This is a genomic window from Microbacterium kyungheense (assembly GCF_006783905.1).
GTDB lineage: Bacteria > Actinomycetota > Actinomycetes > Actinomycetales > Microbacteriaceae > Microbacterium > Microbacterium kyungheense.
The window spans coordinates 1,039,522-1,064,177 of record NZ_VFPE01000001.1 but is presented as its reverse complement, the minus strand read 5'-3'; the positions used below and the strand labels follow the sequence as shown (position 1 = coordinate 1,064,177).

Genomic DNA, 24,656 nt, shown 5'->3' with positions numbered 1-24,656 from the left:
GACTGGTTGGGCGGATCAGTAGCCGAAGATGAAGGCGGTCGCGATGCCGATGAAGGCGAGCGCCTCGGTGAAGGCGATACCGATCCACATGAGGACCTGCAGGCGACCGGCCAGCTCGGGCTGACGGGCGACGCCCTCGATCGTCTTGCCCACGACGATGCCGACGCCGATGGCGGGGCCGATGGCAGCGAGGCCGTAGCCGACCGTCGCGATCGAACCCTGAACTTCAGCGAGAACCGTAGTTGCGTCCACGGGGTGTTTCCTTTCGGTTGGGTGGGAGGGCGAGAGCCCGCCCGCTCAGTGCTCTTCTGCCACCGCGAGCTGGATGTAGACCGCGGTGAGGATGGTGAAGACGTAGGCCTGGAGGACGGCCACCAGGATCTCGAACACGGTGAAGGCGAGGCCGAAGGCCAGGCTGCCGGCGGCCAGCGCCGACCACCAGCCGCCCATCGTGAAGAGGAAGAACTGCGTCGCCGAGAAGAAGAGGACGAGCATCAGGTGCCCGACCATCATGTTCATCAGGAGTCGCAGGGTCAGCGTGATCGGCCGGATGATGAACGTCGAGATGAACTCGAGCGGCGTCACGATGATGTAGAGGAACGGCGGGACCCCCGAGGGGAACAGCGAGTTCTTGAAGAAGTTCTTGGGGCTCTTCTTGACGCCCGCGTAGATGAACGTCACGTAGCTGACGACGGCCAGCAGCAGCGGCACGGCGATGATGGCGGTGCCCGCGAGGTTCAGGAACGGGATGATGCCCGTCAGATTCATGAACAGGATCATGAAGAACATCGTGGTGAGGATCGGCAGGAACCGCGCGCCGTCCTTCTTGCCGAGCAGGTCCTCGGCGATGTTGACCCGGACGAAGTCCAGCCCCATCTCGGTGAGGCTCTGGAAACGCCCCGGGACGACCCGCATGCGTCGCGTTCCGAGCCAGAACACCAGGACGACCGCGAGGGTCGCGATGAACTGGATCAGATGGATCCGCGTGATCGGGATCGGACCGAGGCTGAACAGCACCTCGGGGAAGAACTCGTCGATCGACGGACCGTGGAACACGGGCGGTTCATCCGTGGCAAAGGGGGCGATCAGGGTCGCAGCATGAATAGACAGCGCTGGCTCCAGCTTCGGGGCACCGGTAAGAACCGTTGCGACGATGGTCGGTGAGCGTCACTCCGCCGCCACAACTCTTCATCCATTCCCAGGACGTGAGCGGCACGCGGGCGGGCGCGAGTTCAGCCTATCAAACTTGAGAGCCTGCTGAATCCGTTCGGCCCCTTTTACGCCTGCATCCGCCTGACGTCAAGAAGCCGCGCCCGAATCGTCCGTCCGGTCCCCCGCATCCGGGTCGCTCGGGAGCTCCACGTCGACGACCGGCACCCGCATGCGCAGCAGCACGATGACGTCGATCGCGAGCGACGCCAGCACGCTGACGACGAGTGCCACGAAGAACACGGACGTCTCGATCCACGGCTGGTCGCGCAGCACGAACAGCGCGACGAGGAACACCACGAACTTGAGGAGCCATCCGCCGAGCACGATCCCGAAGAAGATCGGCACGTACAGCGCGTCGCCGAACCACCGGTTGGCGATGAGGATGCTGGCGGCCGTGATCCCGAGGAACAGGGCAGCGATCACCACGCCGGCCAGGGCGCTCCACAGACCGTCGGTCCCGGCGACGAGGTATCCGACGACGGCGCCGACGACGGCGAGCGCCGCCGTGACGGAGCCCGACCACACCAGGACGGTGCGCAGGATCGGAGTGCTGGAAACAGGGCTGGCGCTCATCGGGCGGCCTCCTCGGTCGCGGGAACGGGCGTGGTCGGGTGGTCGGGGGCCGCAGCCGCAGGGCGCCGTCGCGAGGGCGTGAAGGTCACGGCGAGGCAGGCGGCGATGCCCACCACTCCGTAGACGACGCCGAACAGGTAGTCGCCGGGCCACTCCAGCGTCGTGCCGATGTACATCAGCAGCACCGACAGGCTCACGAGCGCCGTCCACGCGTAGAAGATCAGCACGGCGTCGCGGTCGGAGTGCCCCATGTCGAGCATGCGGTGGTGCAGGTGCTTGCGGTCCGGCGAGAAGGGCGACTTGCCCCGGCTCATGCGGCGCACGACCGCGAGGCCGAAGTCCAGCAGCGGCAGCAGCACGACGACCACCGGCAGCAGGATGGGGATGAACGCGCCGAGGAGCTGCGAGCGCCCGAACTCGTCGTTGTCGCCCACCATGGCGGGCGTGAAGTTGCCCGTCAGCGCGATGGCGGAGCAGGCCATGAGCAGCCCCAGCATGAGGGCTCCGGCATCCCCCATGAACAGCTTCGCGGGGCTCCAGTTCAGCGGCAGGAAGCCGATGCACGCGCCGATGAGGACGGCGGCGATGAACGATGCGAGGTTGAAGAACGTGCTGGCTCCGGTGTCGCGCACCACCATGTACGAGTACGCGAAGAACACGCCGTTGGCGATGAGGCAGACACCCGCCACCAGCCCGTCGAGACCGTCGATGAAGTTGACGGCGTTCATGACCACGACGATCGAGAACACCGTCAGCGTGAAGCTGACCCAGCTCGACCCGATCGCGAGCCCGCCGATCGGGAGCGAATAGATCTGCAGCTGGCCGAACCACGCGATGACGCCGGCGGCCAGGAACTGCGCGCCGAGCTTGATCATCCAGTCGAGGTCCCACAGGTCGTCGGCGACGCCGATCACGACGATCAGCGCCGTGGCGCCCAGCAGCGCGTAGATCTGCTGCGGCTGGGCCCACACGATCGCGAAGAAGGGATGCTGCGACGACATCGCGAAGGCGGCCACCACTCCCAGGAACATCGCGATGCCGCCGAGGCGCGGCGTCGGCGTCTTGTGGACGTCCCGCTCGCGGATGCCGGGGTACAGCTTGTACTTGAGGCTGAGCCGCCACACCGCCCACGACAGGATGAACGTGACCGCGGCGGTCAGGATGATCGTGAAGACGTATTGCTTCACGAGCCGTCAGGCTCCGGCTGCGCGACCGGGTCGGGCTCGAGCAGATCGCCGAGCACGCCGCGCAGCTGGGAGCGGCTGACCGCGCCCTCGCGCAGCACGGTGACGCGCGGCCCGGCATCCTCATCGGTGTCGTCTGCCGCCGAGGCAGCGCCGATCAGCCGGGTCGCGTCGATGATCGTCGAGGGGATGCCGTCCTTCGACGGCCCGTCGCTCAGGTAGACGGCGACGGAGTCCTTGAGCATGTCGCGGGAGTCCTCGGCGGTGATGCCGGCGGGCATCCCGGTGAGGTTCGCGCTGGACACCGCGAGCGGACCCGTCTCTTCGAGCAGCTCCAGGGCGATGCGGTGCGCCGGCATGCGCACGGCGACGGTGCCGCGGGTCTCGCCGAGATCCCACGACAGCGACGGCTGCGCGGGGAGGACGATCGTGAGCCCGCCGGGCCAGAACTCCTCGACGAGCCGCTCGATGGGCTCGGGCACGTCGGCCACGAGCGCACGCAGGGTCGCGACGCCGGCGACCAGGACGGGCGGCGGCGACTGGCGTCCGCGCCCCTTGGCGGCGAGGAGGCGCGCGACCGCCTGGTGGTCGAAGGCGTCGGCGGCGACGCCGTACACCGTGTCGGTGGGGATGACGACGAGCTCGCCGCGGCCGATGGCCTGACGCGCCTGACGCATGCCGCTCAGCAGCTGCGCCTCATCACGGCAGTCGAAGATGGGGGACATATCGCCGGATAGTTTAGCCGCGCCCGCTCCGAGAACCCGGCGCGTTCCCGGGGCCGGTCATGGGCGCAGCGCCGTCGTGGCCCGGTCGCGCATCGTGAGGTCGGGGTGGGTCGCCGCGGCGCGCCATCCGTCGGCTTCGAGGATGCCCCGGATGGCCTCGCCCTGCCACTCGCCGTGCTCGAGCACGATCATGCCGCCGGGGTGCGCCAGGCGCAGCCCAACGCCGCTGAGGATCCGCACCACGTCCAGTCCGTCCTCGCCGCCGTACAGCGCCGCCGGCGGGTCGAAGAACCGCACCTCCGGGTCGCGCGGGATCGCGGCATCCGGGACGTACGGCGGATTCGAGGCCACCACCGAGACGGTGCCGTCGAGCTCCGGGAACGCGTGCGCCAGGTCGATGAAGGCCAGGTGCGCGTTGCCGGCTGCGACGTGCGCGAAGTTCTCCTTCGTCCACACGAAGGCCTCGACCGAGTTCTCGGCGGCGTACACCTCGGCGTGCGGCACCTCGGTGGCCATCGCGAGGGCGATCGCGCCGGAGCCGGTGCCGAGGTCCACCGCGATCGGAGAGGGGGATGCCGCCGCCCGCAGTGCGTCGATCGCCAGCTGCGCGACGACCTCCGTCTCGGGCCGGGGCACGAACACGCCGGGACCGACCCGCAGCTCCAGGTGCCGGAACGGCGCCGTGCCCGTGAGGTGCTGGAGGGGTTCGCGCGTCGCGCGACGGGCGACGAGCCCGTCGAGGCGTTCCGCGTCGTCGGGCGACAGCGCATCGCCGCGGATCGCGGCCGCCTGCACTCCGCCGCGTCCGGTGCCGAGGACGAAGGCGACGAGCAGCTCGGCGTCGACGGACGGATCGGGCACCCCCGCGGCGGCGAGACGGTCGACGGCGAGGCGGAGCGCCTCGGCGAGAGGCATGGCGGGGCTGGCGGAAGTCATGACCGACCCACTCTATTTCGCGCACCCGTCATAGAAGGACTCACATCCGACCCCTGGTCCTAGGCTGGGTCCGATCTGCCGTGAACCCTGCGAAAGGCCCGACATGCCCGGCATCCACTCCGATATCACCGCTGCTTTCGGCAACACCCCGCTCGTCCGCCTCAACCGCGTGACGGACGGCGCCGGCGCCGAGGTCTACGCCAAGCTCGAGTACTACAACCCGGGTTCGAGCGTGAAGGACCGCCTGGGCATCGCGATCGTCGACGCCGCCGAGGCGTCGGGCGCCCTGCAGCCCGGCGGCACCATCGTCGAGGGCACCAGCGGCAACACCGGCATCGCGCTCGCCCTGGTGGGCGCCGCCCGCGGCTACAAGGTCATCCTGACGATGCCGTCCTCGATGTCGATCGAGCGTCGCCAGCTGCTCAAGCGGTTCGGCGCCGAGCTCGTGCTCACCGACCCGGCCGGCGGCATGAAGCTCGCCGTCGCCGAGGCCGAGCGCATCGCCGCCGAGACGCCGGGCGCGATCCTCGCCAAGCAGTTCGAGAACCAGGCGAACCGCGAGATCCACCGCAAGACCACCGCCGAGGAGATCTGGCGCGACACCGACGGCGAGGTCGACATCTTCGTCGCCGGCGTCGGCACGGGCGGCACTATCACCGGTGTCGGACAGGTGCTCAAGGAGCGCAAGCCCGAGGTCACGGTCATCGCCGTCGAGCCCACGGCCTCTCCGCTGCTGTCGACCGGCACGCCCGGCCCCGCCAAGATCCAGGGCATCGGCCCGAACTTCGTGCCGCCGATCCTCGACACCGAGGTGTTCGACGAGGTCGTCACGGTCGAGTTCGACGACGCCATCTCGACGTCCCGCGACCTCGCCGCGAAGGAGGGCATCCTCGCCGGGATCTCCAGCGGCGCCGCGGTGTGGGCGGCGATCCAGGTCGCCCAGCGCCCCGAGAACGCCGGCAAGAAGATCGTCGTGGTCACCCCCGACACCGGCGAGCGCTACCTGTCGACCGCGCTCTTCGAGGATCTGCGCGAAGATTGACCCGCACGACGACGGCGCGACCGTGATCCGACTCGTTCGGACGCCGTCGCGCCGTCGTCGTCTTGTCCGCCGCACCTCGACACACCTGGAGCACCCGTGCCCGGCATCCATCCCGACATCACCACCGCGTTCGGCGAGACGCCGCTGGTACGGCTCAACGCACTCACCGAGGGTCTCGACGCCGAGGTCCTCGTCAAGCTGGAGTTCTACAACCCCGGCTCCTCCGTCAAGGACCGCCTCGGCTACGCGCTGATCGAGGCGGCCGAGCAGTCCGGCGAGCTGCAGCCCGGCGGCACGATCGTCGAGTCCACGAGCGGCAACACCGGCATCGCGCTGGCCCTCATCGGCGCCGCGCGCGGTTACAAGGTCGTCCTCACGATGCCGGCCTCGATGTCGAAAGAGCGTCGCACCCTGCTGAAGGCGTACGGCGCCGAGCTGGTGCTCACCGATCCGTACAAGGGCATGACCGAGGCCGTCGAGACCGCGCAGCGCATCGCCGCCGAGCGTCCGGGTGCCGTGCTCGCCCGTCAGTTCGAGCACGAGGCCAACGCCGCCATCCACCGCCGCACCACCGCAGAGGAGATCTGGCGCGACACCGACGGACACCTGGACGTGTTCGTCGCGGGATCGGGCACCGGCGGCACGATCACGGGCGTCGGCCAGGTGCTCAAGCAGCGCAACCCCGACGTGAAGATCGTGCTCGTCGAGCCGAAGGACTCCCCCGTGCTCACGGAGGGGCACGCGGGCGGCCACCGCATCCAGGGCATCGGCCCGAACTTCGTGCCCGACGTGCTCGACCGCTCGGTGGTGGACGAGGTCTTCGACGCCGAGTTCGACGACGCGATCCGCGTCGCACGCGAGCTGGCCACCCGCGAGGGCATCCTCGCCGGCATGTCGGCGGGCGCCGCGGTGTCGGCCGCGCTGGAGATCGCCGCGAGGCCGGAATCGGCGGGCAAGCGCATCGTCGTCATCGTGCCCGACTCGGGCGAGCGGTACCTGTCCACGGCGCTGTACGCCCACCTGCGCGAGGCCGAAGAGGGTGCGAAGTGACCGACGAGCGCATCGGGTTCTTCGCCCGCGTCCGCGAAGACGTCGCCGCGGCCAAGCTGCGCGACCCGGCAGCGCGCTCGGGCATCGAGATCGCCGTGCTGTACCCCGGCCTTCACGCCATCTGGGCGCACCGCGTGTGGCACGCGCTGTGGGTGCGCGACCTCCGTTTCGTCGCCCGCGCCGGATCGCAGATCACGCGCTGGCTCACGGGCATCGAGATCCACCCCGGCGCCACGATCGGCCGCCGCTTCTTCATCGACCACGGCATGGGCGTCGTGATCGGCGAGACCGCCGAGGTCGGCGACGACGTCATGCTCTACCACGGCGTCACCCTCGGCGGTCGTCAGCGCGAGGGCGGCAAGCGCCACCCCACGATCGAGGACGGCGTGGCCATCGGCGCCGGCGCGAAGGTGCTCGGCCCGATCACCGTCGGCGAGGGGTCCGTCATCGGCGCGAACGCGGTCGTCACGAAGGATGCTCCCCCCGACAGCGTGCTGGTCGGCGTCCCCGCCAAGCCGCGCGCCCGCCGCGTCGGCGAAGACACCCGCGCTCTGCTGACGACGCCCGAGTACTTCATCTGATCCTCGCCCGCCTCGTCGGAGCGGAACCGCGTCAGGCGGCGCTGCGACGGTGGATGGCCGCGGCGGCCGCGCGGGACGGCGCGTCCAGCTTGCGCAGGATCGCCGAGACGTGCACCGACACGGTCTTGGCGCTGATGTAGAGGCGCTCCGCGATCTGCGCGTTGCTCAGTCCCTCGGACACGAGCTCCAGCACCTGCTCCTCGCGGGCGGTGAGCGTCGAGCGTGGCGTCGACTCCGCCAGACCGGCATCCGTCAGCACCTCGCGGGCACGCCGCACGAGTCCCTCGGCGCCGATCTGCGTGGCGTAGGCGATCGCCGACGTCAAGGCGTCGCGCGCGGCTGCGCGATCGCCCGCCCCGAGCAGCTCCTCGCCGTGCCGCACGCGCGCATAGGCGCGGGCGTACGCCGGACCGACGGCGTCGACGGCGGGCTGCCACGAGCCCTCCCCCAGCTCCGCGGCGAACACGGTCGCCCACAGCGGCGTCACCGGCCAGCCGGCCCACGTCTGGACCACGGCACGGTAAGGCTCGATGTCGGCGTCCTCACCCTGTTCCCGCAGCATCGCGGTAGCCCGTGCAGCCACCGACGTCAGCGGCAGGGCCAGCGCGGCCGACCCCTGGGATCGCAGCGCCGCCTCGGCGTGGCCGAGCGCCGCGCGCGCGTCGCCACGCTCCAGCGCCAGCAGGCCGAGGTCGTACGCCATCCCCAGGCGCGTCTGGAACTCGTACGCGCCGAACGCGTCCAGCTCCTCGCGGGCGGCGGTGAGGGCGCCCTCCGCCTCGTCGACGCGACCGCGCCACAGTGCGAGGCACACCTGCCGCTCGCGGAGGAAGGCGGAGTACAGGCTCGCCTCGATCAGCGGCAGCAGTCCCGCGCCCAGCTCGGCGGCCGCGGGCAGGTCGCCGGCGTACATGAGCGCCTCGATCGTGTTCGCCTCGACCATCGCCAGCACGCCGCGATCCGCGCGGTGCTCACGGGCGTAGGTCATGCCCTCCCGCGCGACGGCGACGGCCTCGTCGTACCGCCCCACCAGCATGAGCGAGTTGGAGTAGTTGATGAAGTAGCGCATCATCGCGCGGACGAATCCGACGGCGAACGGCCTTGCGGTCTCGAAATCCGCCACGGCGCGGGCGTCCCCGCCGCTCGTGCCGCAGGTCGCGGCGATGAGCATCGCGTGGGCGACGAGCTCCCGCGCCTCGGGGTCGCCCGCCTCGGCCGCCGGCTCGGCGGTCGCCTGCGCGACCAGGGCGATGCTGCGCCCGAGCCGCTGGTCGCCGCTCATCATCTGCACCCGCGCCGACGTGACGAGCAGTCCCGCCCGCCGCACGTCGTGGCGTGGATCTTCGCCCAGCAGCGCCAGCGCGCGCTCGATGCTGTCGCTGCCGTCCGACACGCCAGACTGGAATTCCGTGGTCGCCAGCTCGCCGAGCATCTCCGCCTGCCCGACAGGATCGTCGGCGGGCCAGGTGTCCACCGCCTCGCGTGCGAACTCCGCGGCGCGCTCGAGGCGATTGGCCGACACGAGCGCGGCGGCGGTGCGCCGGAGCACCTCGGCCCGCGGCATCCCGCTCACCCCTTCGGGATCGGGCACGGCATCCCACAGCTCCAGTGCGCGTTCCCCCGCCTCGGCGGCGGTCGTCCACGCCGACGCGCCGTGCGCGGCGCGCTGCGCGACGACGGCGGCGGCCAGCGCACGATCGGGCACGTGTGCGGCGCGCCAGTGGTGCGCGATGTCGGCCAGCACACGCGGGGTCGCCGGCGCCGATTCGAGCGCCACGGCATAGGCCGTGTGGAGGCGCGTGCGCTCCGTGGGCAGCAGCTCGTCGTACACCGCCTCTTGCATGAGGGCGTGCCGGAACGCGTACGCGTCCTCACGGATGACGATGATCTGCGCGTCCACGGCGGTGCGCACCGCCGTCTCGAGGGCGATCTCGTCGCCGCCGAACACGGTGCTCACCACACGGTGCCCGACCTCGACCCCGCCGGTGGCCAGCACCCGCGCGAAACGGCGGGCGTCGGCATCCAGTCGTTCGTAGCGCAGCAGCAGCACGTCGCGCAGCGACGTCGGCAGCCGCTCGTCCGAGAAGCTCGCGAGCTCTTCGACGTAGAACGGGATGCCCTCGCTGCGCGCGGCGATGTCGTGCAGCACGCCGGCCGAGAGCGTCTGTCCCGACACGGCGTTCGCGAGAGCGCCCACCTCGACCGGACTGAGGCGCACGAGGGGCCGGTGCACGAACAGCCGCGCCCGGTCGAGTTCGGCGAGGATGGGGCGAAGCGGATGCCGCCGCCCGACGTCGTCGGTGCGGTACGTGAGCAGCACGAACAGCGGGAGCGCGGCGGTGCGGCGCACCAGTCGCGACACGATCCCGCACGTGGTGCCGTCGGCCCAATGCAGATCTTCGACGATGACGACCAGGCGGTGCGAACGCGCGAGCTCCGACACCAGCTCGACCACGACATCGGCTAGGCGCTCAGCGTCGCCGGGGGCGTCGGCGAGCGAGGGCACGAGCACGCCGAGCGCATCGGCGCCGGGTCCCGCGGCCGCGCGCACCGCGTCGGGGCCGAGGACGTCCACGAGGCCCCGTACCAGGTCGGTGATCGCCGTCAGCGGAGCAGGACCCGAGCCGGAGTCCACGCAGGCGCCGTGGAGCACGATCCAGCCGTCGAGCCCGTCCGAGAAGTCGCGCAGCAGGCGCGTCTTGCCCATGCCGGCGTCGCCCGACACCACTACCGTGCGACCGATTTCGCCGACGGCGGCGAGCTCGTCGCGCAGCGCGTCGAGGTCCGCCTGACGCCCGACCAGCGGAACCCTGCCGACCTGCATACCGTCCATCATTCCACCCAGCCTCGCGGCTGAGGCGCCCCGTCCGGATCGGGAGAAATCCCTATCTCCGGCTCAGTTCCTCCGCTGCTGCGCCTGGTTCTTGATGAACAGCGGCGGCAGCAGCCAGGTGGCGAGGGCCGTGACGAGCCACACGATGAGCGTGCCGATGATCCACGCGACCGGGCCGTCGATGCCGATGCCCGCGGCCGGGATCAGCACCGCGATGAGCAGCGCCACGAATGTCGAGAGCAGTCCGATGCCGCCGATGAGCGCGTTCGCGTGCCGGCGGGTGATCTTCAGCAGCCAGGGCGCGAGGATGCTCTGCAGCACGGCGAAGATCACGACCGCCAGCACGATCCCCCACCAGTCGTTCCAGTGCAGGGAGAACCCCGGCAGGAGCAGATCGGCCGCGATGAGCCCGAGCGCCGCCGACACGAGGAAGATCAGGGCACGGATGAGGAACGTGAGCACGGTCGAAGCCTAGTGCCGCGGCATCCTCTCCCCCGGGGTTGACTTGGCGTATATGCACGCGACACGCCTGGCGTGTCGTACATATACGCCAAGTCACGGGGGAACGCAGGTTGCCGCCGACGGCGTGCACGGGTGGATCAAGCTCGCTCGCGGAGCGCTTGGCGTGCCAGGCCGATGAGGATGTGAGGCTCGACGAAGACCATCCGTGCCGTGACCCTGACCACTCTCCAGCCCGAGCGGGCCAGCGCCTCGTGCTTCGAGAGGTCGCGGTACCACTGATCCTTCTCGGTGCGGTGGTGGTCGCCCTCGTACTCGAAGGCGATCTTCAGCCGGCGGTAGGCGAGGTCGACGCAGCCGATGAATTCGCCCGAGTCGTCGTAGACGTCGACGTCGGTCTCGGGCTCTGGCAAGCCGGCATCCACGATCGTCAAGCGCGTCCACGTCTCGGGTCGTGAAGCCGCGCCGGCTCGGGTGCGGGTCAAGGCCACCCGTTGAGCGACGACGCCACGCCGCTTCGGCAGGAGTGCCGAAGCCATCTCGGCCACCGTCCCGAGCGCCGGCGCGATGACCCGGCCCTTGGGCCCGGGCACGCGGTCGACGCGGATGACCGAATCCGCCGCAGCGACGAGATCGTAGGGATGCCGCAGCACGGCCCCGAGCAGGGCCCACGTCACCGCGGCCGATGTCATGCGGAGATCCTGCTCGTCGCGGGTCGTGATCGTCACACCTCGCGTCGCCAGCTGATGCCCGTGCACGCCCGCGCCGCGAGGTGCCCGATGGGGCGGGCACACCGACACGTGGATCGCCTCGTCGTGAAGCAGGGGCAGCGAGATCCCCCACAGCACCGCGGCCGTGGTGTGCGAGAAGAACTCGTGAGACGCCATGTAGGCGTGGAACTGCAGCGCCTTGCGGCTGATCGCCGAGAGCTGCTGCTCGCCGCGGGCGACGTCGTCAGCGGGAACGCCCGCATCAGCGGACCGCAGGCCGTGGAAGGGCCGGTCCAGGAAGTCGGCATCGATGTCGCGGCGCGTGAAACCCGCCCGCCGTGCACCGCCGGTGGTGAAGGCGGGCTCAGGATCGAAGTAGTCGCCCATGCACCCGAGGTTCGCACAACCACGGAGGGCGCCCGCCGTTCCCTCCACAGCCCCGACGGTGACTTGGCGTATATGTACGCGACACGCTGGCGTGTCGCGTACATATACGCCAAGTCACGAGGTGGGGAGGGCGACGGCAGCGGCCGGGGCTGGAGTCAGGCTTCGGAGCCGAGGGCGGCCAGGCGCGCCTCTTCATCGGCCTGGATGGCCGACTCGATGATCGGCTCCAGGGCGCCGTCCATCACCTGATCGAGGTTGTACGCCTTGTAGCCGGTGCGGTGATCCGCGATGCGGTTCTCCGGGAAGTTGTACGTGCGGATGCGCTCGGAGCGGTCCATGCCGCGGATCTGCGACCGCCGGGCATCGGAGGCCGCGGCATCCAGCTCCTCCTGCTGCTTGGCGAGCAGGCGGGCGCGCAGCACCCGCATGCCGGCCTCGCGGTTCTGCAGCTGCGACTTCTCGTTCTGCATCGACACCACGATCCCGGTCGGCACGTGCGTGATGCGCACTGCCGAGTCCGTCGTGTTGACGGACTGCCCTCCCGGACCGGAGGACCGGAAGACGTCGATCTTGAGGTCGTTCGGATCGATGTGGATCTCTTCGGGCTCGTCGACCTCGGGGAACACCAGCACACCGGTCGTCGACGTGTGGATGCGCCCCTGCGACTCGGTCGCCGGCACGCGCTGCACGCGGTGGACGCCGCCCTCGTACTTCAGATGCGCCCACACGCCCTGCGCCGGATCCGACGACGAGCCCTTGATCGCGACCTGGACGTCCTTATAGCCGCCCAGGTCGGACTCGTTGCGCTCGAGCAGCTCGGTCTTCCAGCCCTTCGACGCCGCGTACTGCAGGTACATGCGCAGCAGGTCGGCGGCGAACAGCGCCGACTCGGCGCCGCCCTCGCCCTGCTTGATCTCCATGATCACGTCGCGCGCGTCGTCCGGATCGCGCGGGATCAAGAGGCGCCGCAACTTCTCCTGCGCCTCGGCGAGCCCGGCCTCGAGGGCCGGGATCTCGTCGGCGAAGGCGTCGTCCTCGCGGGCGAGTTCGCGGGCGGCATCCAGATCGTCGGATGCCGCCACCCAGTCCTCATGGGCCTTCACGATGCGCGACAGCTCGGCGTACCGCCGGTTGACGCGCTTCGCGCGCGCCGCGTCGGCGTGCACCGCGGGGTCCGAGAGCTCCTCCTGGACCGCGCGGTGCTCGTCGATCAGGCCGCGTACGGACTCGAACACGGATCAGCGGATGCTGTTGTCGTGCGCGTGGCTGTGGCCACCGCCGTGACCGTTGCCGGCCCCCGGGATCGACTTCATCTGCACGGCCTGCATCTGCACCAGGAACTCGACGTTCGACTGGGTCTCCTTGAGCTTGCCGAGCACGACCTCGAGGGCCTGCTGCGGGTCGAGACCCGCCAGCGCGCGCCGGAGCTTCCAGGTGATCTTGACCTCGTCGGGCGACAGCAGCATCTCTTCGCGACGCGTGCTCGACGCGTTGACGTCGACCGCCGGGAAGATGCGCTTGTCGGCGAGCTGGCGGTTCAGGCGCAGCTCGCTGTTGCCGGTGCCCTTGAACTCCTCGAAGATCACGTCGTCCATCTTGGAGCCGGTCTCGACGAGCGCGGTGGCCAGGATCGTGAGCGATCCGCCGTTCTCGATGTTGCGCGCGGCGCCGAAGAAGCGCTTGGGCGGGTACAGCGCGGACGCGTCGACGCCACCGGTGAGCACGCGGCCCGAGGTCGGCGCCGAGATGTTGTACGCACGGCCGAGGCGCGTGATCGAGTCCAGCAGCACGACGACGTCGCGACCCAGCTCGACGAGGCGCTTGGCACGCTCGATCGCGAGCTCGGCGACCGTGGTGTGGTCCTCGGCGGGACGGTCGAAGGTCGAGGCGATGACCTCGCCCTTCACCGTGCGCTGCATGTCGGTGACCTCTTCGGGGCGCTCGTCGACGAGCACGACCATGAGGTGCACCTCGGGGTTGTTGATCGCGATGGCGTTCGCGATCTGCTGCAGCACGATGGTCTTGCCGGCCTTGGGGGGCGCGACGATGAGGCCGCGCTGGCCCTTGCCGATGGGCGCGACGAGGTCGATGATGCGCTGCGTCAGCTTCTCGGGCGCCGTCTCGAGGCGCAGGCGCTCCTGCGGGTAGAGGGGCGTGAGCTTGCCGAACTCGACCCGGGTCGCCGCGTCGTCGACCGACAGGCCGTTGACGGCGTCGACCTTGACCAGCGCGTTGTACTTCTGGCGGCTGGACTGCTCGCCCTCGCGCGGCTGCTTGATCGCGCCGACGACGGCGTCGCCCTTGCGCAGGTTGTACTTCTTGACCTGACCCAGCGACACGTAGACGTCGCTCGGGCCGGGCAGGTAGCCGGACGTGCGGACGAACGCGTAGTTGTCGAGCACGTCGAGGATGCCGGCGATCGGGATGAGGACGTCGTCCTCGCCGATCTCGGTCTCGAACTCGTCGCCGACCGCCTGCGTGCCACGGCGCTTGTTGCGCTGGCGACCACGGCCGTTGCCCTGGCCCTGCTGCTCGTCTGCGGCATCGGCCTTGGCCGGCTCGGCAGGAGCCGCGGGCGCCTCGGCCGGCGCATTCTGGGCCTGGCCGTTCTGCGCCTGACCGTTCTGCGCGTTCTGGTTGCGGTTGCGGCTGCGGCTGCGGCTGCGGCTGCGGCTGCGCGAGGGGGTCTCGCCCTCGCCCTCGGCGGCGGGCGCCTCAGGGGTCTCGCCCTCGGCCGGGGCGTCGCCCTCGGCCGGTGCGTCGGCGGGGGTCTCGGCCTCGGCGGGCGTCTCGGACTCGGCAGGCGTCTCGGCCTCGGCGCGCGTCTCAGCCTCGGCCGGCGCAGCCTCCGCGGCGGGCGCAGCTTCCGCGGCGGGTGCCTCCTCGGCCGGCGCGGCCTCGGCCGGCGCGGCCTCGGCCGCGGTGCTCTTCGCGCGACGCGGCGCACGCTTGCGCGGCGCCTTGACCGGCGGCGCTGCCTCGACCGGAGGCTCGACGACCTCGGCAGCCCCTGCGGCGACCTCGGCCTCGACGGCCTCGACGACGGCTTCTTCGGCCACGGCCTCGGCGACGACCGCCTCGGCCACCGCTTCGTCAGCGGCCGCCTCGGCCTCGGGCGACGGCTCGGCGACGGCTTCGGCCACCGCCTCTTCGGCGACGACCTCAGCGACCTCGGCCTCGACGACGGCCGCCTCGGCGACGACGTCTGCGGCTTCGGCCTGGGTGACCAGGTCGCCCGCGGTGTCGACGCTCTCGGCGCCCTCGGGCGCCTCGGCGCGCTCGTCGGCCGAAGCGTCGGTGTGGATCTCGGAGATGGACTCCACGAGTTCTCCCTTGTGATTACGAACGGTTGTGCACGATCACACGGCGCTGCAGATGCAGCTGTCCGGCCATTCGGCAGGACTCAGTCCCGGCCGACGGGTGAGGAACCGCGAGGGGTCTCAGCGGACGTCGGCAGGTCAGAATGCCGTGCGGTGGTTTCGCAGAATTGCGACGGAGGCCAGATTCACGGGTTTACGTGGAACCCTCCGCGTACTCCCTCACTGTACCACCCTTGAAGTCGACGGCGAGCATGAGCGCCTCCCACGGGGTGTCGCCCTCCCCCGTCGTCGCCGAGGCCGCAAGCGCGGCAGCCTCCACGCGACGCCCCGGCCCGTCGGCGAGCACCAGCACGCTCGGACCGGCGCCCGACACCACCGCGGCGAAGCCCGCGGCACGCAGCGCCCGCACCAGCTTGTCGGTCTCGGGCATGGCGCTCGCCCGGTAGTTCTGGTGCAGCTTGTCCTCGGTCGCGGCCTGCAGCAGCTCGGGGCTCTGGGTGAGCGCCGCGATCAGCAGCGCCGACCGCGACACGTTGAACACGGCGTCCTCGCGCGGCACCTGCGTGGGCTGCAGGCTGCGCGCCAGCGCGGTGGACATCGTGAACTCGGGCACGAAGACGAGCGGCGAGACACCGCGGTGCACGAGCAGCTTCTTGTGCTGCGGGCCGCCCTCGTCGACCCACGCAATCGTGAGTCCGCCGAACAGCGCAGGCGCCACGTTGTCGGGGTGACCCTCGAGCTCGGTCGCGAGCCGCAGCAGCGCATCGGGGCCGAACTCCACGTCGCCCTCGAGCAGTCCCTTCGCGGCCAGCAGTCCCGAGACCACGGCCGCGCCCGACGACCCGAGGCCGCGCCCGTGCGGGATCACGTTGCGCGCGATCAGGCGGAGGCCTGGCATCCGTCGTCCCACGGATTCGTACGCGTACGCGATCGAGCGCACCACGAGGTGCGAGGCGTCGCGCGGGACGTCCGCCGCGCCGGCGCCCTCGACCTCGATCTCGAGCTCTCCCTCGGGCAGTGCCGTCACATCGAGCTCGTCGTACACGCTCAGCGCGAGACCGAGGGTGTCGAAGCCCGGGCCGAGGTTCGCGCTCGTCGCGGGAACCCGCACCAGGACGCGGCGTCCTGGTGCGGGGACGACGGCTGCGTTCACGCCGAGGCCGCCGCGGGGGCGAGTTCGAGGACGGATGCCACCTCGGACGTGGTCGCGTCCACGACCGTCGGCTCGACCTGCGAGCCGTCGGCGTTGCGCAGCGCCCAGTGCGGGTCCTTGAGGCCGTGTCCGGTGACCGTGAGCACGACGCGCGAACCCTGCGGGACGATGCCGGCCTCGACGCGGTCGAGCAGGCCGGCGACGCTGATCGCGGATGCCGGCTCGACGAAGATGCCCACCTCGCTGGAGAGCAGCTTCTGGGCCGCGAGGATGCGGTCGTCGTCGATGGCGCCGAAGTAGCCGTCCGTCGCCGCCCGGGCGTCGATCGCGAGGTCCCACGAGGCCGGGTTGCCGATGCGGATGGCGCTCGCGACGGTGTCGGGGTCCTTCACGACCTCGCCGCGCACGAGCGGCGCCGAGCCCGCCGCCTGGAAGCCGAACATGCGGGGAACACGGGTCGAGACACCGGCCTGCGCCTCTTCGGTGTAGCCGCGCGTGTACGCGGTGTAGTTGCCCGCGTTGCCGACCGGGATGAAGTGGAAGTCCGGGGCGTCGCCCAGCTGCTCGACGATCTCGTAGGCCGCCGTCTTCTGGCCGTCGATGCGGTCGGGGTTGACGGAGTTGACCAGGTGCACCGGGTAGTTGTCGGCGAGCTCGCGCGCGATCTCGAGGCAGTCGTCGAAGTTTCCGCGGATCTGGATGAGCCGGCCGTTGTGGGCGACCGCCTGGCTGAGCTTGCCCATCGCGATCTTGCCCTCGGGGACGAGCACCGCGGCGGTGATGCCGGCGTGCGCCGCGTAGGCGGCCGCCGATGCCGACGTGTTGCCGGTGGACGCGCAGATGACGGCCTTGGCGCCGTGGTCGATCGCGCGCGACACCGCGACGGTCATGCCGCGGTCCTTGAACGAGCCGGTCGGGTTCATGCCCTCGAACTTCACCCACACGTCCGTGCCGGTGCGGCGCGACAGCGCGGGCGCGGGCAGCAGCGGTGTGCCGCCTTCGCCCAGCGTGACCACCGTCGAGGCGTCCGTCACGCCCAGTCGATCTGCGTACTCGCGGAGGACTCCGCGCCAAACATGAGCCATTTCGGTCTCCTTCACACCCTCACTGACAAGTTCAATCGCCTTCGACCCGGAGCACGGAGACGACGCGTTCGACGACTCCGCTGGCGGCCAGCCGCTCGACGGTGTCGCTGAGATCCTGTTCGACCGCCTTGTGCGTGCCGATGACGAGGCGCGCCACACCGGGCTCGCCGTTGCCCGCCGTGATGACGGTCTGCTCCACGGTCGCGATCGACACGCGCCCCTCGCTCAGGGTGCTCGCCACCGTCGCGAGCACGCCCGGCCGGTCGTCGACCTCGAGCGTGATCTGGTACCGCGTCGTGACGCGGCCGATCGGCACGATGGGCAGGTTCGCGAGCGTCGACTCGCCGACCCCCACGCCGCCCGCGATGTGGCGGCGAGCGGCCGACACCACATCGCCGAGGACGGCGGACGCGGTCTGCACGCCGCCGGCGCCGGCGCCGTAGAACATCAGGTTGCCGGCGGCCTCCGCCTGGACGAACACGGCGTTGTTGGCGCCGTGGACGCTCGCCAACGGGTGCTTGCGGTCCACGAGGGCCGGATAGACGCGCACCGAGATGGACTCGCCGGATGCCTCGACCAGGCGCTCGCACACCGCCAGCAGCTTGATGACGTAGCCGGCGTGGCGTGCGGCATCCATCATCGACCTGTCGATCGACGTGATGCCCTCGCGGTGGACGGCGTCCAGCGGCACCGTGGTGTGGAACGCGAGGCTCGCGAGGATCGCGGCTTTCTGCGCGGCGTCGTAGCCTTCGACGTCGGCCGTCGGGTCGGCTTCGGCGTAGCCCAGGCGCTGTGCGTTGGCGAGCACGTCGGCGAACTCGGCGCCCTCGGTGTCCATGCGGTCGAGGATGTAGTTCGTCGTGCCGTTGACGATTCCCATGATGCGCTGCACCCGGTCGCCGGCGAGCGAGTCGCGCAGCGGGCGGATGATCGGGATCGCACCGGCGGCTGCCGCCTCGTAGTAGACCTCGGCGCCCACCTGGTCGGCCGCATCGAAGATCTCGGGGCCGTGCGTCGCGAGCAGCGCCTTGTTGGCGGTCACGATGTCGGCGCCGGAGTTGATCGCGTGCAGCAGGTAGGCGCGTGCCGGCTCGATGCCGCCCATCAGCTCGATCACGATGTCGGAGCCCACGATGAGCGACTCGGCGTCGGTGGTGAACAGCTCGCGCGGCAGGTCGACGTCGCGCTTGGCGTCGATGTCGCGCACCGCGATGCCGGCGAGCTCCAGCCGTGCGCCCGCACGGTCGGCGAGCTCGTCGGCGTGCTGGCGCAGCAGGGCTGCGACCTGCGAGCCGACGGCTCCGGCTCCCAGCAGCGCGACACGGAGGCGGCGGTAGTCGGTCACTTCGTCTCGCTTCGCTCGCTCAGTACAGGCATGCGTGGTTTCCCTTCCGTCGGTGAATCGCCGGATGCGCCCGCAAGGACGCCTCCTGCGGTGAGGCCGGCATCACGGGCGAGCAGATCGTCGATCGTCTCGCCGCGCACGATGACGCGCGCCTCTCCCCCGCGCAGCGCCACGACGGGCGGACGCGGGACGTAGTTGTAGTTGCTCGACAGCGAGAAGCAGTACGCCCCCGTCGCCGGCACCGCGAGGAGGTCGCCCGGGGCGACATCGCCCGGCAGGTACTCGGCATCCACCACGATGTCGCCGGACTCGCAGTGCTTGCCCACCACGCGCGCGAGCGCCGGTGCGGCATCGCTCGTGCGGGAGGCGATGCGCGCCGAGAACTCCGCGCCGTACAGCGCGGGGCGCGCGTTGTCGCTCATGCCGCCGTCGACGCTCACGTACAGGCGCGTGTCGCCGCTGTCGAGCGCGACCGGCTTGATCGTGCCGACCTCGTACAGCGTGACTCCCCCGCGACCCACGATCGCGCGTCCGGGTTCGAACGCCAGGTTCGGCATCGGGATGCCGCGCACCTCGCACTGCCGTGCCACGGCCTCGGCGATGCCGACCGCGAGCGCCTCGATCGGCGTCGGGTCGTCGACGGAGGTGTAGGCGATGCCGAAGCCGCCGCCGAGGTTGAGGACGGGCAGCTCGCCGCCCTCACGCAGTTCGGCGTGCAGCTCGACGAGCCGGGACGCGGACTCCTCGAACCCGGCCGTGCCGAAGATCTGCGAGCCGATGTGGCAGTGCAGCCCGATGAACTCGAGCCCCGCCAGCTCGCGGATGCGGGCGACGGCGGCGGGGGCATCCTGCAGCGTGAAGCCGAACTTCTGATCCTCGTGGGCCGTCGCGAGGAAGTCGTGGGTCTCGGCGTGAACGCCGCTGTTGACGCGCAGCAGCACGGCCTGGGTCACACCGCGGCGCGCCACGATGGCCGCGAGCCGCTCGATCTCGATGAGACTGTCGATGACGATCGAACCGATGCCGACCTCGACGGCGCGCTCGAGCTCGGCGACGGACTTGTTGTTGCCGTGGAAACCCAGGCGCGACGGGTCCGCGCCGGCCGCGAGGGCGACAGCCAGCTCTCCCCCGCTGCAGACGTCGACGGCGAGTCCCTCTTCGGTGACCCAGCGCACGACCTCGGTGGTGAGGAACGCCTTGCCGGCGTAGTAGACGCGCGCCTGCGCACCGTGCAGCGCCGCTGCGGCGCGGAACGCCTCGAGGGTGCGGCGGGCGGTGCGACGCACCTCGTCCTCGTCGACCACGTACAGCGGGGTCCCGAAGCGCTCGCGCAGCGTCGTCGCCCGGATGCCGCCCAGTTCGAGCACGCCGTCGGCACCGCGTTCAGCGGTCTCGGGCCACACGGCCGGGGCGAGCCCGTTCGCCTGGGCGGGGCGCTGCAGCCATGCGGGAGCGACGGAGCGGGTATGCGGGTCGGCGGACACTGTGGACCAATCGGTGGGAGCTTCGACGCTTGCAGGTCCGACGCTTTCGGTCGGGCGAGACAGAACCTGCGGATGCCGCGGCCCGGGTGTCACGAGTGTGCAGTGAGACCGGCGCCAGGCAGTGCTAGAAGTCTAGGGCACACGGCTCGCCGGCCCCGCGCCGTATGACGCCCGGCGGCGGGCGCTCACGCGCACGTGCCGTCCTGCTGCAGCGCGGGGTCGGTGGCGATGCGGCCGTCGACGTCGAAGTCCGCCACGAGGCTGCTGCCGTCGACCTCGACTCCGGTGAGCGTCGCGCCGGCGGGCAGCCGGTCCGCGATGCACACGTTCCAGTCCCGCAGCACGGTGTCTGCAAGGTCGCCGAACTGCGCACGCAGCGCGTCGGCGCCCACCTCGGACTGGCCGAGCTGGAACGATGCCGGCGTCAGCACGATGTCGCCGTCTGCCGCCGAGGGCGTCAGCGCCACCCCGATCGGGATCTGCACGCCGAACAGCGACAGGTCGAGGGTCATCGTGACGTTCGGGGCCGCGAGGCCCACCGTGTCGGCGGGGAAGCCGTCGATCGACGCCAGGAGCGTCTGCAGCTGCTGCTCGTCGAGCGCGACCTCCGCGGTGGCACCGCTCAGAGTGGGCTCGCCGCGGACCGGGATGCCGCGCGCGTTCACGGTGACGTCGCCGGTGACCCCCGTGTCGCCCAGCGGAACGTCGTCGGACGAGACGGTGAGGTCGTCGAGGGTGCCGCCGATGAGCTGCGGCAGCACGGCGCCGGCGATCTCGACGTCGATCTGCTGGTCCGCCGGCAGCGACAGCTGCGTGCGCACCTGATCCTGCACGACGCCCGTCACGATCTGCCGGGCGATGGCCTCCGCTGCGAACCACGCCCCGACCGCCAGCACCGCCACGATGGCGAAGCCCACGATCCACGGCCAGACCCGGTGACGGCGCGGCTCGCCCGGGCCGTCGGCGGGAACCATGCCGTCGGGCAGGGGCAGGGTCGGCTGCGAGTCGGCCGTGCTCATGCGCTACATCCGTTCCGGCGCCGCGACGCCCAGCAGGTCGAGCCCGTTGCGCAGCACCTGGCCGGTGGCGTCGTTGAGCCACAGACGCGTGCGGTGCACCGCCTCGATGGGCTCGTCACCGAGCGGGATCACCCGGCAGTTGTCGTACCAGCGGTGGTAGAGGCCCGCGAGCTCCTCGAGGTACCGCGCGACACGGTGCGGTTCGCGCACCTCGGCGGCGAAGGCCACGATGCGGGGGAACTCCTGCAGCGCCCCCAGCAGCGCCGACTCGGTCTCGTGCGTGAGCAGCTCGGGCGCGAACTCGGAACGGTCCACGCCGGAGGCGGCGGCGTTGCGGCCGACGTTGTGGGTGCGCGCGTGCGCGTACTGCACGTAGAACACCGGGTTGTCGTTGGTGCGCTTACGCAGGATCTCGGGGTCGAGCGTCAGCGGCGAGTCGGCGGGGTACCGCGCGAGCGAGTACCGCAGCGCGTCCGTGCCGAGCCACTCGCGCAGGTCGTCGAGCTCGATGATGTTGCCGGCGCGCTTGGACAGGCGTGCGCCGTTGACCGACACGAGCTGCCCGATGAGCACCTCGATGTCCTTCTCGGGGTCGTCGCCCGCAGCGCCCGCGAGCGCCTTCAGGCGGTGCACGTAGCCGTGGTGATCGGCGCCGAGCAGGTAGATCTTGTGCGCGAAGCCGCGGTCGCCCTTGTTGAGGTAGTACGCGGCATCCGCGGCGAAGTAGGTGTACTCGCCGTTGGAGCGACGGATCACGCGGTCCTTGTCGTCACCGAAGTCGGTGGTGCGCACCCACACCGCACCCTCGTCGTCGAACACGTGACCCTGCTCGCGCAGGCGGTCGACGGCTTCGTCGACGAGGCTCGGCTCGCCGTTCGCGCCCTCGGCGTGCAGCGTCCGCTCGCTGAAGAACACGTCGAAGTGAACGTTGAACTTCTCCAGCGACGCCTGCAGGTCGCCGAGCTGCAGCTCATAGGCGCGGTCGCGCGCGACGAGGAGCTGCTCGTCCGCCGGCAGCGACAGCAGATCGGGCTGCGCGGCGAGCACGCGCCGGGCGAGGACGTCGATGTACGACCCCGGATACCCGTCCTCCGGCGTCGGCTCGCCCTTGGCTGCGGCCAGCACGGAACGGCCGAAGCGCTCCATCTGCGCGCCGGCGTCGTTGACGTAGAACTCGCGCACCAGCGTCGCACCACTGGCGAGCAGCAGGCGCGCCATCGAGTCACCGAGCGCCGCCCACCGGGTGTGGCCGATGTGCATCGGACCCGTCGGATTCGCACTCACGAATTCGAGGTTGATGGTGTTGCCGCGCTGCGAGTCGTTCGTGCCGAACGCCGCACCGGCGTCGACGATGGTCTTGGCCAGTGCGCCGGCGGCTGCGGCATCCAGCCGGATGTTGATGAAGCCCGGCCCCGCGACCTCGACGCCCGCGACGCCCTCGACCTGCGCGAGGCCTTCGGCGATCTCGGCGGCGAACTCGCGCGGATTCGCGCCGACCGCCTTGGCCAGCTTGAGCGCGGCGTTCGAGGCCCAGTCGCCGTGATCCCGGTTCTTCGGCCGCTCGAGCACCAGGTCGGCGGCGGTCAGTCCGTCGGCCGCACCAGGTCGTCGCGCCTCGGCGAGCGGGGCGACGACGGCGAGCAGGGCGGCGGAGAGGGCTTCAGGATTCATAGACCGACAAGTCTAGTTGGCCCGCTTCGCAAGCCCGATCAGGCTATCTGGACCAGAGCGCCGAAGTCGTCGAGTGAGGGATCGGATGCCGGCGGCAGGGCCTCGCCCGTCATCCCCGGCAGCGTCTCCAGGCCGTCGAGCGTGACGGCGTCGGGCACGACCCACGCGTCCACGTGCAGGCGCTTGAGGCCGACGTAGCCGCCGTAGTAGCTGAGGAACGCGCAGTCGGCGGCATCCCGTCCCGTCGCGATGCGCACGAGCCCGCTGCGATTCGCAAGCCGGGTCGCGTCGATGACGTACCAGGCCCCGTCGAGGTACGCCTCGGCCACCGCGTGGAAGTCCATCGGGCGCAGGCCCGGCGCATAGCAGGCGGCGTACCGGGCGGGCATGTCCATCGCGCGCAGCAGCGCGATGACCACGTGCGCGTAGTCGCGACACACGCCCTGACCGGTCATGAGGGTCGTGACGGCGCTGTCGGTGCCGTGGCTGAGACCCGGGGTGTAGGTGGTGCTCGTCGAGACGAACTCCGACACCGCGGCGATGAGATCGTGGCCCGAGAGCCCCCTGAACTGCCGGCGCGCCTGCTGGAACACCTCGTCGGACTGCGCGTAGCGGCTCGGCCGCAGGTAGGTGATGGCCTCGAGGTCACTGGTCCGGCCTGCCGCGGCCTGCCCGTCGACCGTCGCCTCGTAGCGGACTTCTAGGCGTCCGGGCTCGCCCGTGAGGCGGTGCAGCCGGCTCCCCTGCTGGTCGACGATCTCGGTCGGCGTGTACACGCGATCGCCCTGCGTGAAGGTCAGCGACTCGTTCGACACCGGCACGCCCTGGGCCGTCGCCAGCTGCAGGATGAGGTCGACGGAGGCCCCCAGTTCGAGGTCCATCTGAGCGGTCACGACGCGTTGCACCGAAGTATCCTCGCATGCCGCGATGGCGGGTTCGGACGGGGTTGACAAGGGGCCGCCGAGTCCGCGCAGACGCCGGCGTCGACCGCGGCTGCCGGCTGGGCGTTTTCTCCCGGTCACGACCCGATGCGAAGGTTCGCGCCATCGTGACGTACCCTCTGTGCATGCACGCACCCGGTCGCTTCCGCGGACGGCGGTTGTGGCTCCCGCTGGCGGGTGCCGCGCTGGCCGTCGCCGCGGTGTGCGCGGTGGCCGTCGTACGCCCGTGGGGCACCGCCGAACCGGCGGTTCCGGCGACTGCGGCCGACGACGGTGCAGGGGTCGTGGCATCCGCCCCTCTCGCTCCCCTGGTGATCGATGACGATGCGCGTGTGCTCGTGTTCGGCGACTCGTGGGTGTACGGGTCGGCGGCGACCGTGCCGACCGAGGGCTTCGCATACCGGCTCGCCGACGAACTGGGCGTGGAGACGATCGTCGACGGCGTGCGCGGCAGCGGCTACCTCAAGCCCGGCATCGACGGTCCGGCGTACGGCGAGCGCATCGCCGCCCTGGACCCCGAGCTCGACCCCGACGTCGTGATCGTCGAGGGGTCGATCAACGACCGTCGCGCGTACCCGGCCGGTTATCGGGATGCCGTCACGTCGGCGTGGGACGCCCTGCACGCCCTCTACCCCGAGGCCGAGATCGTGATCCTCGGGCCGGCGCCGCAGGTGCTCCCGGTCGAGAAGGCGACCCGCGCGATCGACGCCGATCTGGCACAGCTCGCCGCGGCGCGCGGCTGGTGGTACATCTCGCCGATCGCCGAGGACTGGATCGCCGAGGCCAACTACCTCGACGTGATCGACACCGGGCCCATCGGACGCAACCACCCCACGACGTCAGGCCACGCCTATCTCGCGCAGCGCCTCGCCGACGACCTCGAACGCCTCGAGCAGCAGCCCGCCGTCGCCGCCGACGCCCCCTGACCTGGCGGGGACCCGCGCCG

22 protein-coding genes are annotated in these 24,656 nt (G+C 70.9%); 4 read left to right on the top strand and 18 right to left on the bottom strand.

Going from position 1 to position 24,656, the window contains the following annotated elements:
* Nucleotides 1-15 precede the first annotated feature (15 nt).
* From atpE to prmC, 6 genes are all read right to left on the bottom strand, one after another.
* The gene (atpE, locus tag FB391_RS04670) at nucleotides 16-252 is read right to left on the bottom strand and encodes an ATP synthase F0 subunit C (protein ID WP_141893086.1); all 237 of its coding nucleotides are present in this window, start codon (nucleotides 250-252) and stop codon (nucleotides 16-18) included.
* Between the two features lie 45 nt (nucleotides 253-297).
* Nucleotides 298-1,110 carry a F0F1 ATP synthase subunit A gene (atpB, locus tag FB391_RS04665; RefSeq protein ID WP_484210337.1) on the bottom strand — a complete coding sequence of 271 codons (813 nt, stop codon included), beginning with the start codon at nucleotides 1,108-1,110 and terminating at the stop codon, nucleotides 298-300.
* Between the two features lie 189 nt (nucleotides 1,111-1,299).
* Nucleotides 1,300-1,785, bottom strand: coding sequence for a Cg1360 family ATP-synthase-associated protein (locus FB391_RS04660; protein ID WP_141893084.1), 486 nt, complete (start codon nucleotides 1,783-1,785; stop codon nucleotides 1,300-1,302).
* Nucleotides 1,782-2,972, bottom strand: coding sequence for an MraY family glycosyltransferase (locus FB391_RS04655; protein WP_141893083.1), 1,191 nt, complete (start codon nucleotides 2,970-2,972; stop codon nucleotides 1,782-1,784). The genes FB391_RS04660 and FB391_RS04655 overlap by 4 nt, the downstream gene beginning before the upstream one ends.
* Nucleotides 2,969-3,694 carry an L-threonylcarbamoyladenylate synthase gene (locus FB391_RS04650; protein ID WP_141893082.1) on the bottom strand — a complete coding sequence of 242 codons (726 nt, stop codon included), beginning with the start codon at nucleotides 3,692-3,694 and terminating at the stop codon, nucleotides 2,969-2,971. Before FB391_RS04650 ends, FB391_RS04655 begins: the two co-directional genes overlap by 4 nt.
* A 57-nt stretch (nucleotides 3,695-3,751) precedes the next feature.
* Entirely contained in the window at nucleotides 3,752-4,630 is an 879-nt protein-coding gene (gene prmC, locus FB391_RS04645) for a peptide chain release factor N(5)-glutamine methyltransferase (protein WP_141893081.1), read from the bottom strand.
* Nucleotides 4,631-4,733: 103 nt separating this feature from the next.
* On the opposite strand from prmC, the gene cysK (FB391_RS04640) reads away from it, so the two are divergent.
* From cysK (FB391_RS04640) to epsC, 3 genes are all read left to right on the top strand, one after another.
* Nucleotides 4,734-5,672, top strand: coding sequence for a cysteine synthase A (gene cysK, locus FB391_RS04640; protein WP_141893080.1), 939 nt, complete (start codon nucleotides 4,734-4,736; stop codon nucleotides 5,670-5,672).
* A gap of 96 nt (nucleotides 5,673-5,768) precedes the next feature.
* The gene (cysK, locus tag FB391_RS04635) at nucleotides 5,769-6,722 is read left to right on the top strand and encodes a cysteine synthase A (RefSeq protein ID WP_141893079.1); all 954 of its coding nucleotides are present in this window, start codon (nucleotides 5,769-5,771) and stop codon (nucleotides 6,720-6,722) included.
* Between the two features lie 11 nt (nucleotides 6,723-6,733).
* Nucleotides 6,734-7,303: a serine O-acetyltransferase EpsC gene (epsC, locus tag FB391_RS04630; protein WP_185842982.1), complete on the top strand. Its 570-nt coding sequence runs from the start codon at nucleotides 6,734-6,736 to the stop codon at nucleotides 7,301-7,303.
* A gap of 31 nt (nucleotides 7,304-7,334) precedes the next feature.
* On the opposite strand, the gene FB391_RS04625 is transcribed toward epsC, so the two are convergent.
* From FB391_RS04625 to FB391_RS04570, 12 genes are all read right to left on the bottom strand, one after another.
* Nucleotides 7,335-10,139, bottom strand: coding sequence for an ATP-binding protein (locus FB391_RS04625; protein WP_141893077.1), 2,805 nt, complete (start codon nucleotides 10,137-10,139; stop codon nucleotides 7,335-7,337).
* 60 nt (nucleotides 10,140-10,199) lie between these two features.
* Nucleotides 10,200-10,598, bottom strand: coding sequence for a phage holin family protein (locus FB391_RS04620; RefSeq protein ID WP_141893076.1), 399 nt, complete (start codon nucleotides 10,596-10,598; stop codon nucleotides 10,200-10,202).
* A 137-nt stretch (nucleotides 10,599-10,735) separates the two neighbouring features.
* Nucleotides 10,736-11,692: a hypothetical protein gene (locus FB391_RS04615; protein WP_141893075.1), complete on the bottom strand. Its 957-nt coding sequence runs from the start codon at nucleotides 11,690-11,692 to the stop codon at nucleotides 10,736-10,738.
* A gap of 155 nt (nucleotides 11,693-11,847) precedes the next feature.
* Nucleotides 11,848-12,927, bottom strand: a complete 1,080-nt coding sequence (prfA, locus tag FB391_RS04610) for a peptide chain release factor 1 (protein WP_141893074.1) — start codon at nucleotides 12,925-12,927, stop codon at nucleotides 11,848-11,850.
* 3 nt (nucleotides 12,928-12,930) lie between these two features.
* Nucleotides 12,931-15,015 carry a transcription termination factor Rho gene (rho, locus tag FB391_RS04605; RefSeq protein WP_185842940.1) on the bottom strand — a complete coding sequence of 695 codons (2,085 nt, stop codon included), beginning with the start codon at nucleotides 15,013-15,015 and terminating at the stop codon, nucleotides 12,931-12,933.
* A gap of 190 nt (nucleotides 15,016-15,205) precedes the next feature.
* Nucleotides 15,206-16,165: a homoserine kinase gene (thrB, locus tag FB391_RS04600; RefSeq protein WP_141893073.1), complete on the bottom strand. Its 960-nt coding sequence runs from the start codon at nucleotides 16,163-16,165 to the stop codon at nucleotides 15,206-15,208.
* Complete coding sequence (thrC, locus tag FB391_RS04595; protein WP_141893072.1) at nucleotides 16,162-17,250, bottom strand: threonine synthase; 1,089 nt, start codon at nucleotides 17,248-17,250, stop codon at nucleotides 16,162-16,164. Before thrC ends, thrB begins: the two co-directional genes overlap by 4 nt.
* A gap of 31 nt (nucleotides 17,251-17,281) precedes the next feature.
* The gene (locus FB391_RS04590) at nucleotides 17,282-18,595 is read right to left on the bottom strand and encodes a homoserine dehydrogenase (protein WP_141893071.1); all 1,314 of its coding nucleotides are present in this window, start codon (nucleotides 18,593-18,595) and stop codon (nucleotides 17,282-17,284) included.
* Complete coding sequence (gene lysA, locus FB391_RS04585) at nucleotides 18,592-20,079, bottom strand: diaminopimelate decarboxylase (protein ID WP_141893070.1); 1,488 nt, start codon at nucleotides 20,077-20,079, stop codon at nucleotides 18,592-18,594. The genes FB391_RS04590 and lysA overlap by 4 nt, the downstream gene beginning before the upstream one ends.
* 185 nt (nucleotides 20,080-20,264) lie before the next feature.
* The gene (locus FB391_RS04580) at nucleotides 20,265-21,098 is read right to left on the bottom strand and encodes an LmeA family phospholipid-binding protein (protein ID WP_141893069.1); all 834 of its coding nucleotides are present in this window, start codon (nucleotides 21,096-21,098) and stop codon (nucleotides 20,265-20,267) included.
* Nucleotides 21,099-21,101: 3 nt separating this feature from the next.
* On the bottom strand, nucleotides 21,102-22,769 hold the full coding sequence (locus tag FB391_RS04575) for an arginine--tRNA ligase (protein WP_141893068.1): 1,668 nt from the start codon (nucleotides 22,767-22,769) through the stop codon (nucleotides 21,102-21,104).
* Nucleotides 22,770-22,807: 38 nt separating this feature from the next.
* On the bottom strand, nucleotides 22,808-23,674 hold the full coding sequence (locus tag FB391_RS04570; RefSeq protein ID WP_141893067.1) for a transglutaminase-like domain-containing protein: 867 nt from the start codon (nucleotides 23,672-23,674) through the stop codon (nucleotides 22,808-22,810).
* A 161-nt stretch (nucleotides 23,675-23,835) separates the two neighbouring features.
* On the opposite strand from FB391_RS04570, the gene FB391_RS04565 reads away from it, so the two are divergent.
* Complete coding sequence (locus FB391_RS04565; protein ID WP_246093353.1) at nucleotides 23,836-24,636, top strand: SGNH/GDSL hydrolase family protein; 801 nt, start codon at nucleotides 23,836-23,838, stop codon at nucleotides 24,634-24,636.
* Nucleotides 24,637-24,656: the final 20 nt, after the last annotated feature.

Bases quoted from the DNA above. Each gene is read 5' to 3' on its own strand.
- FB391_RS04660 (WP_141893084.1), bottom strand. From the start codon at position 1,785: ATGAGCGCCAGCCCTGTTTCCAGCACTCCGATCCTGCGCACCGTCCTG.
- FB391_RS04650 (WP_141893082.1), bottom strand. From the start codon at position 3,694: ATGTCCCCCATCTTCGACTGCCGTGATGAGGCGCAGCTGCTGAGCGGC.
- prmC (WP_141893081.1), bottom strand. From the start codon at position 4,630: ATGACTTCCGCCAGCCCCGCCATGCCTCTCGCCGAGGCGCTCCGCCTC.
- cysK (WP_141893080.1), top strand. From the start codon at position 4,734: ATGCCCGGCATCCACTCCGATATCACCGCTGCTTTCGGCAACACCCCG.
- FB391_RS04625 (WP_141893077.1), bottom strand. From the start codon at position 10,139: ATGATGGACGGTATGCAGGTCGGCAGGGTTCCGCTGGTCGGGCGTCAG.
- FB391_RS04615 (WP_141893075.1), bottom strand. From the start codon at position 11,692: ATGGGCGACTACTTCGATCCTGAGCCCGCCTTCACCACCGGCGGTGCA.
- thrC (WP_141893072.1), bottom strand. From the start codon at position 17,250: ATGGCTCATGTTTGGCGCGGAGTCCTCCGCGAGTACGCAGATCGACTG.
- FB391_RS04580 (WP_141893069.1), bottom strand. From the start codon at position 21,098: ATGAGCACGGCCGACTCGCAGCCGACCCTGCCCCTGCCCGACGGCATG.
- FB391_RS04575 (WP_141893068.1), bottom strand. From the start codon at position 22,769: ATGAATCCTGAAGCCCTCTCCGCCGCCCTGCTCGCCGTCGTCGCCCCG.
- FB391_RS04565 (WP_246093353.1), top strand. From the start codon at position 23,836: ATGCACGCACCCGGTCGCTTCCGCGGACGGCGGTTGTGGCTCCCGCTG.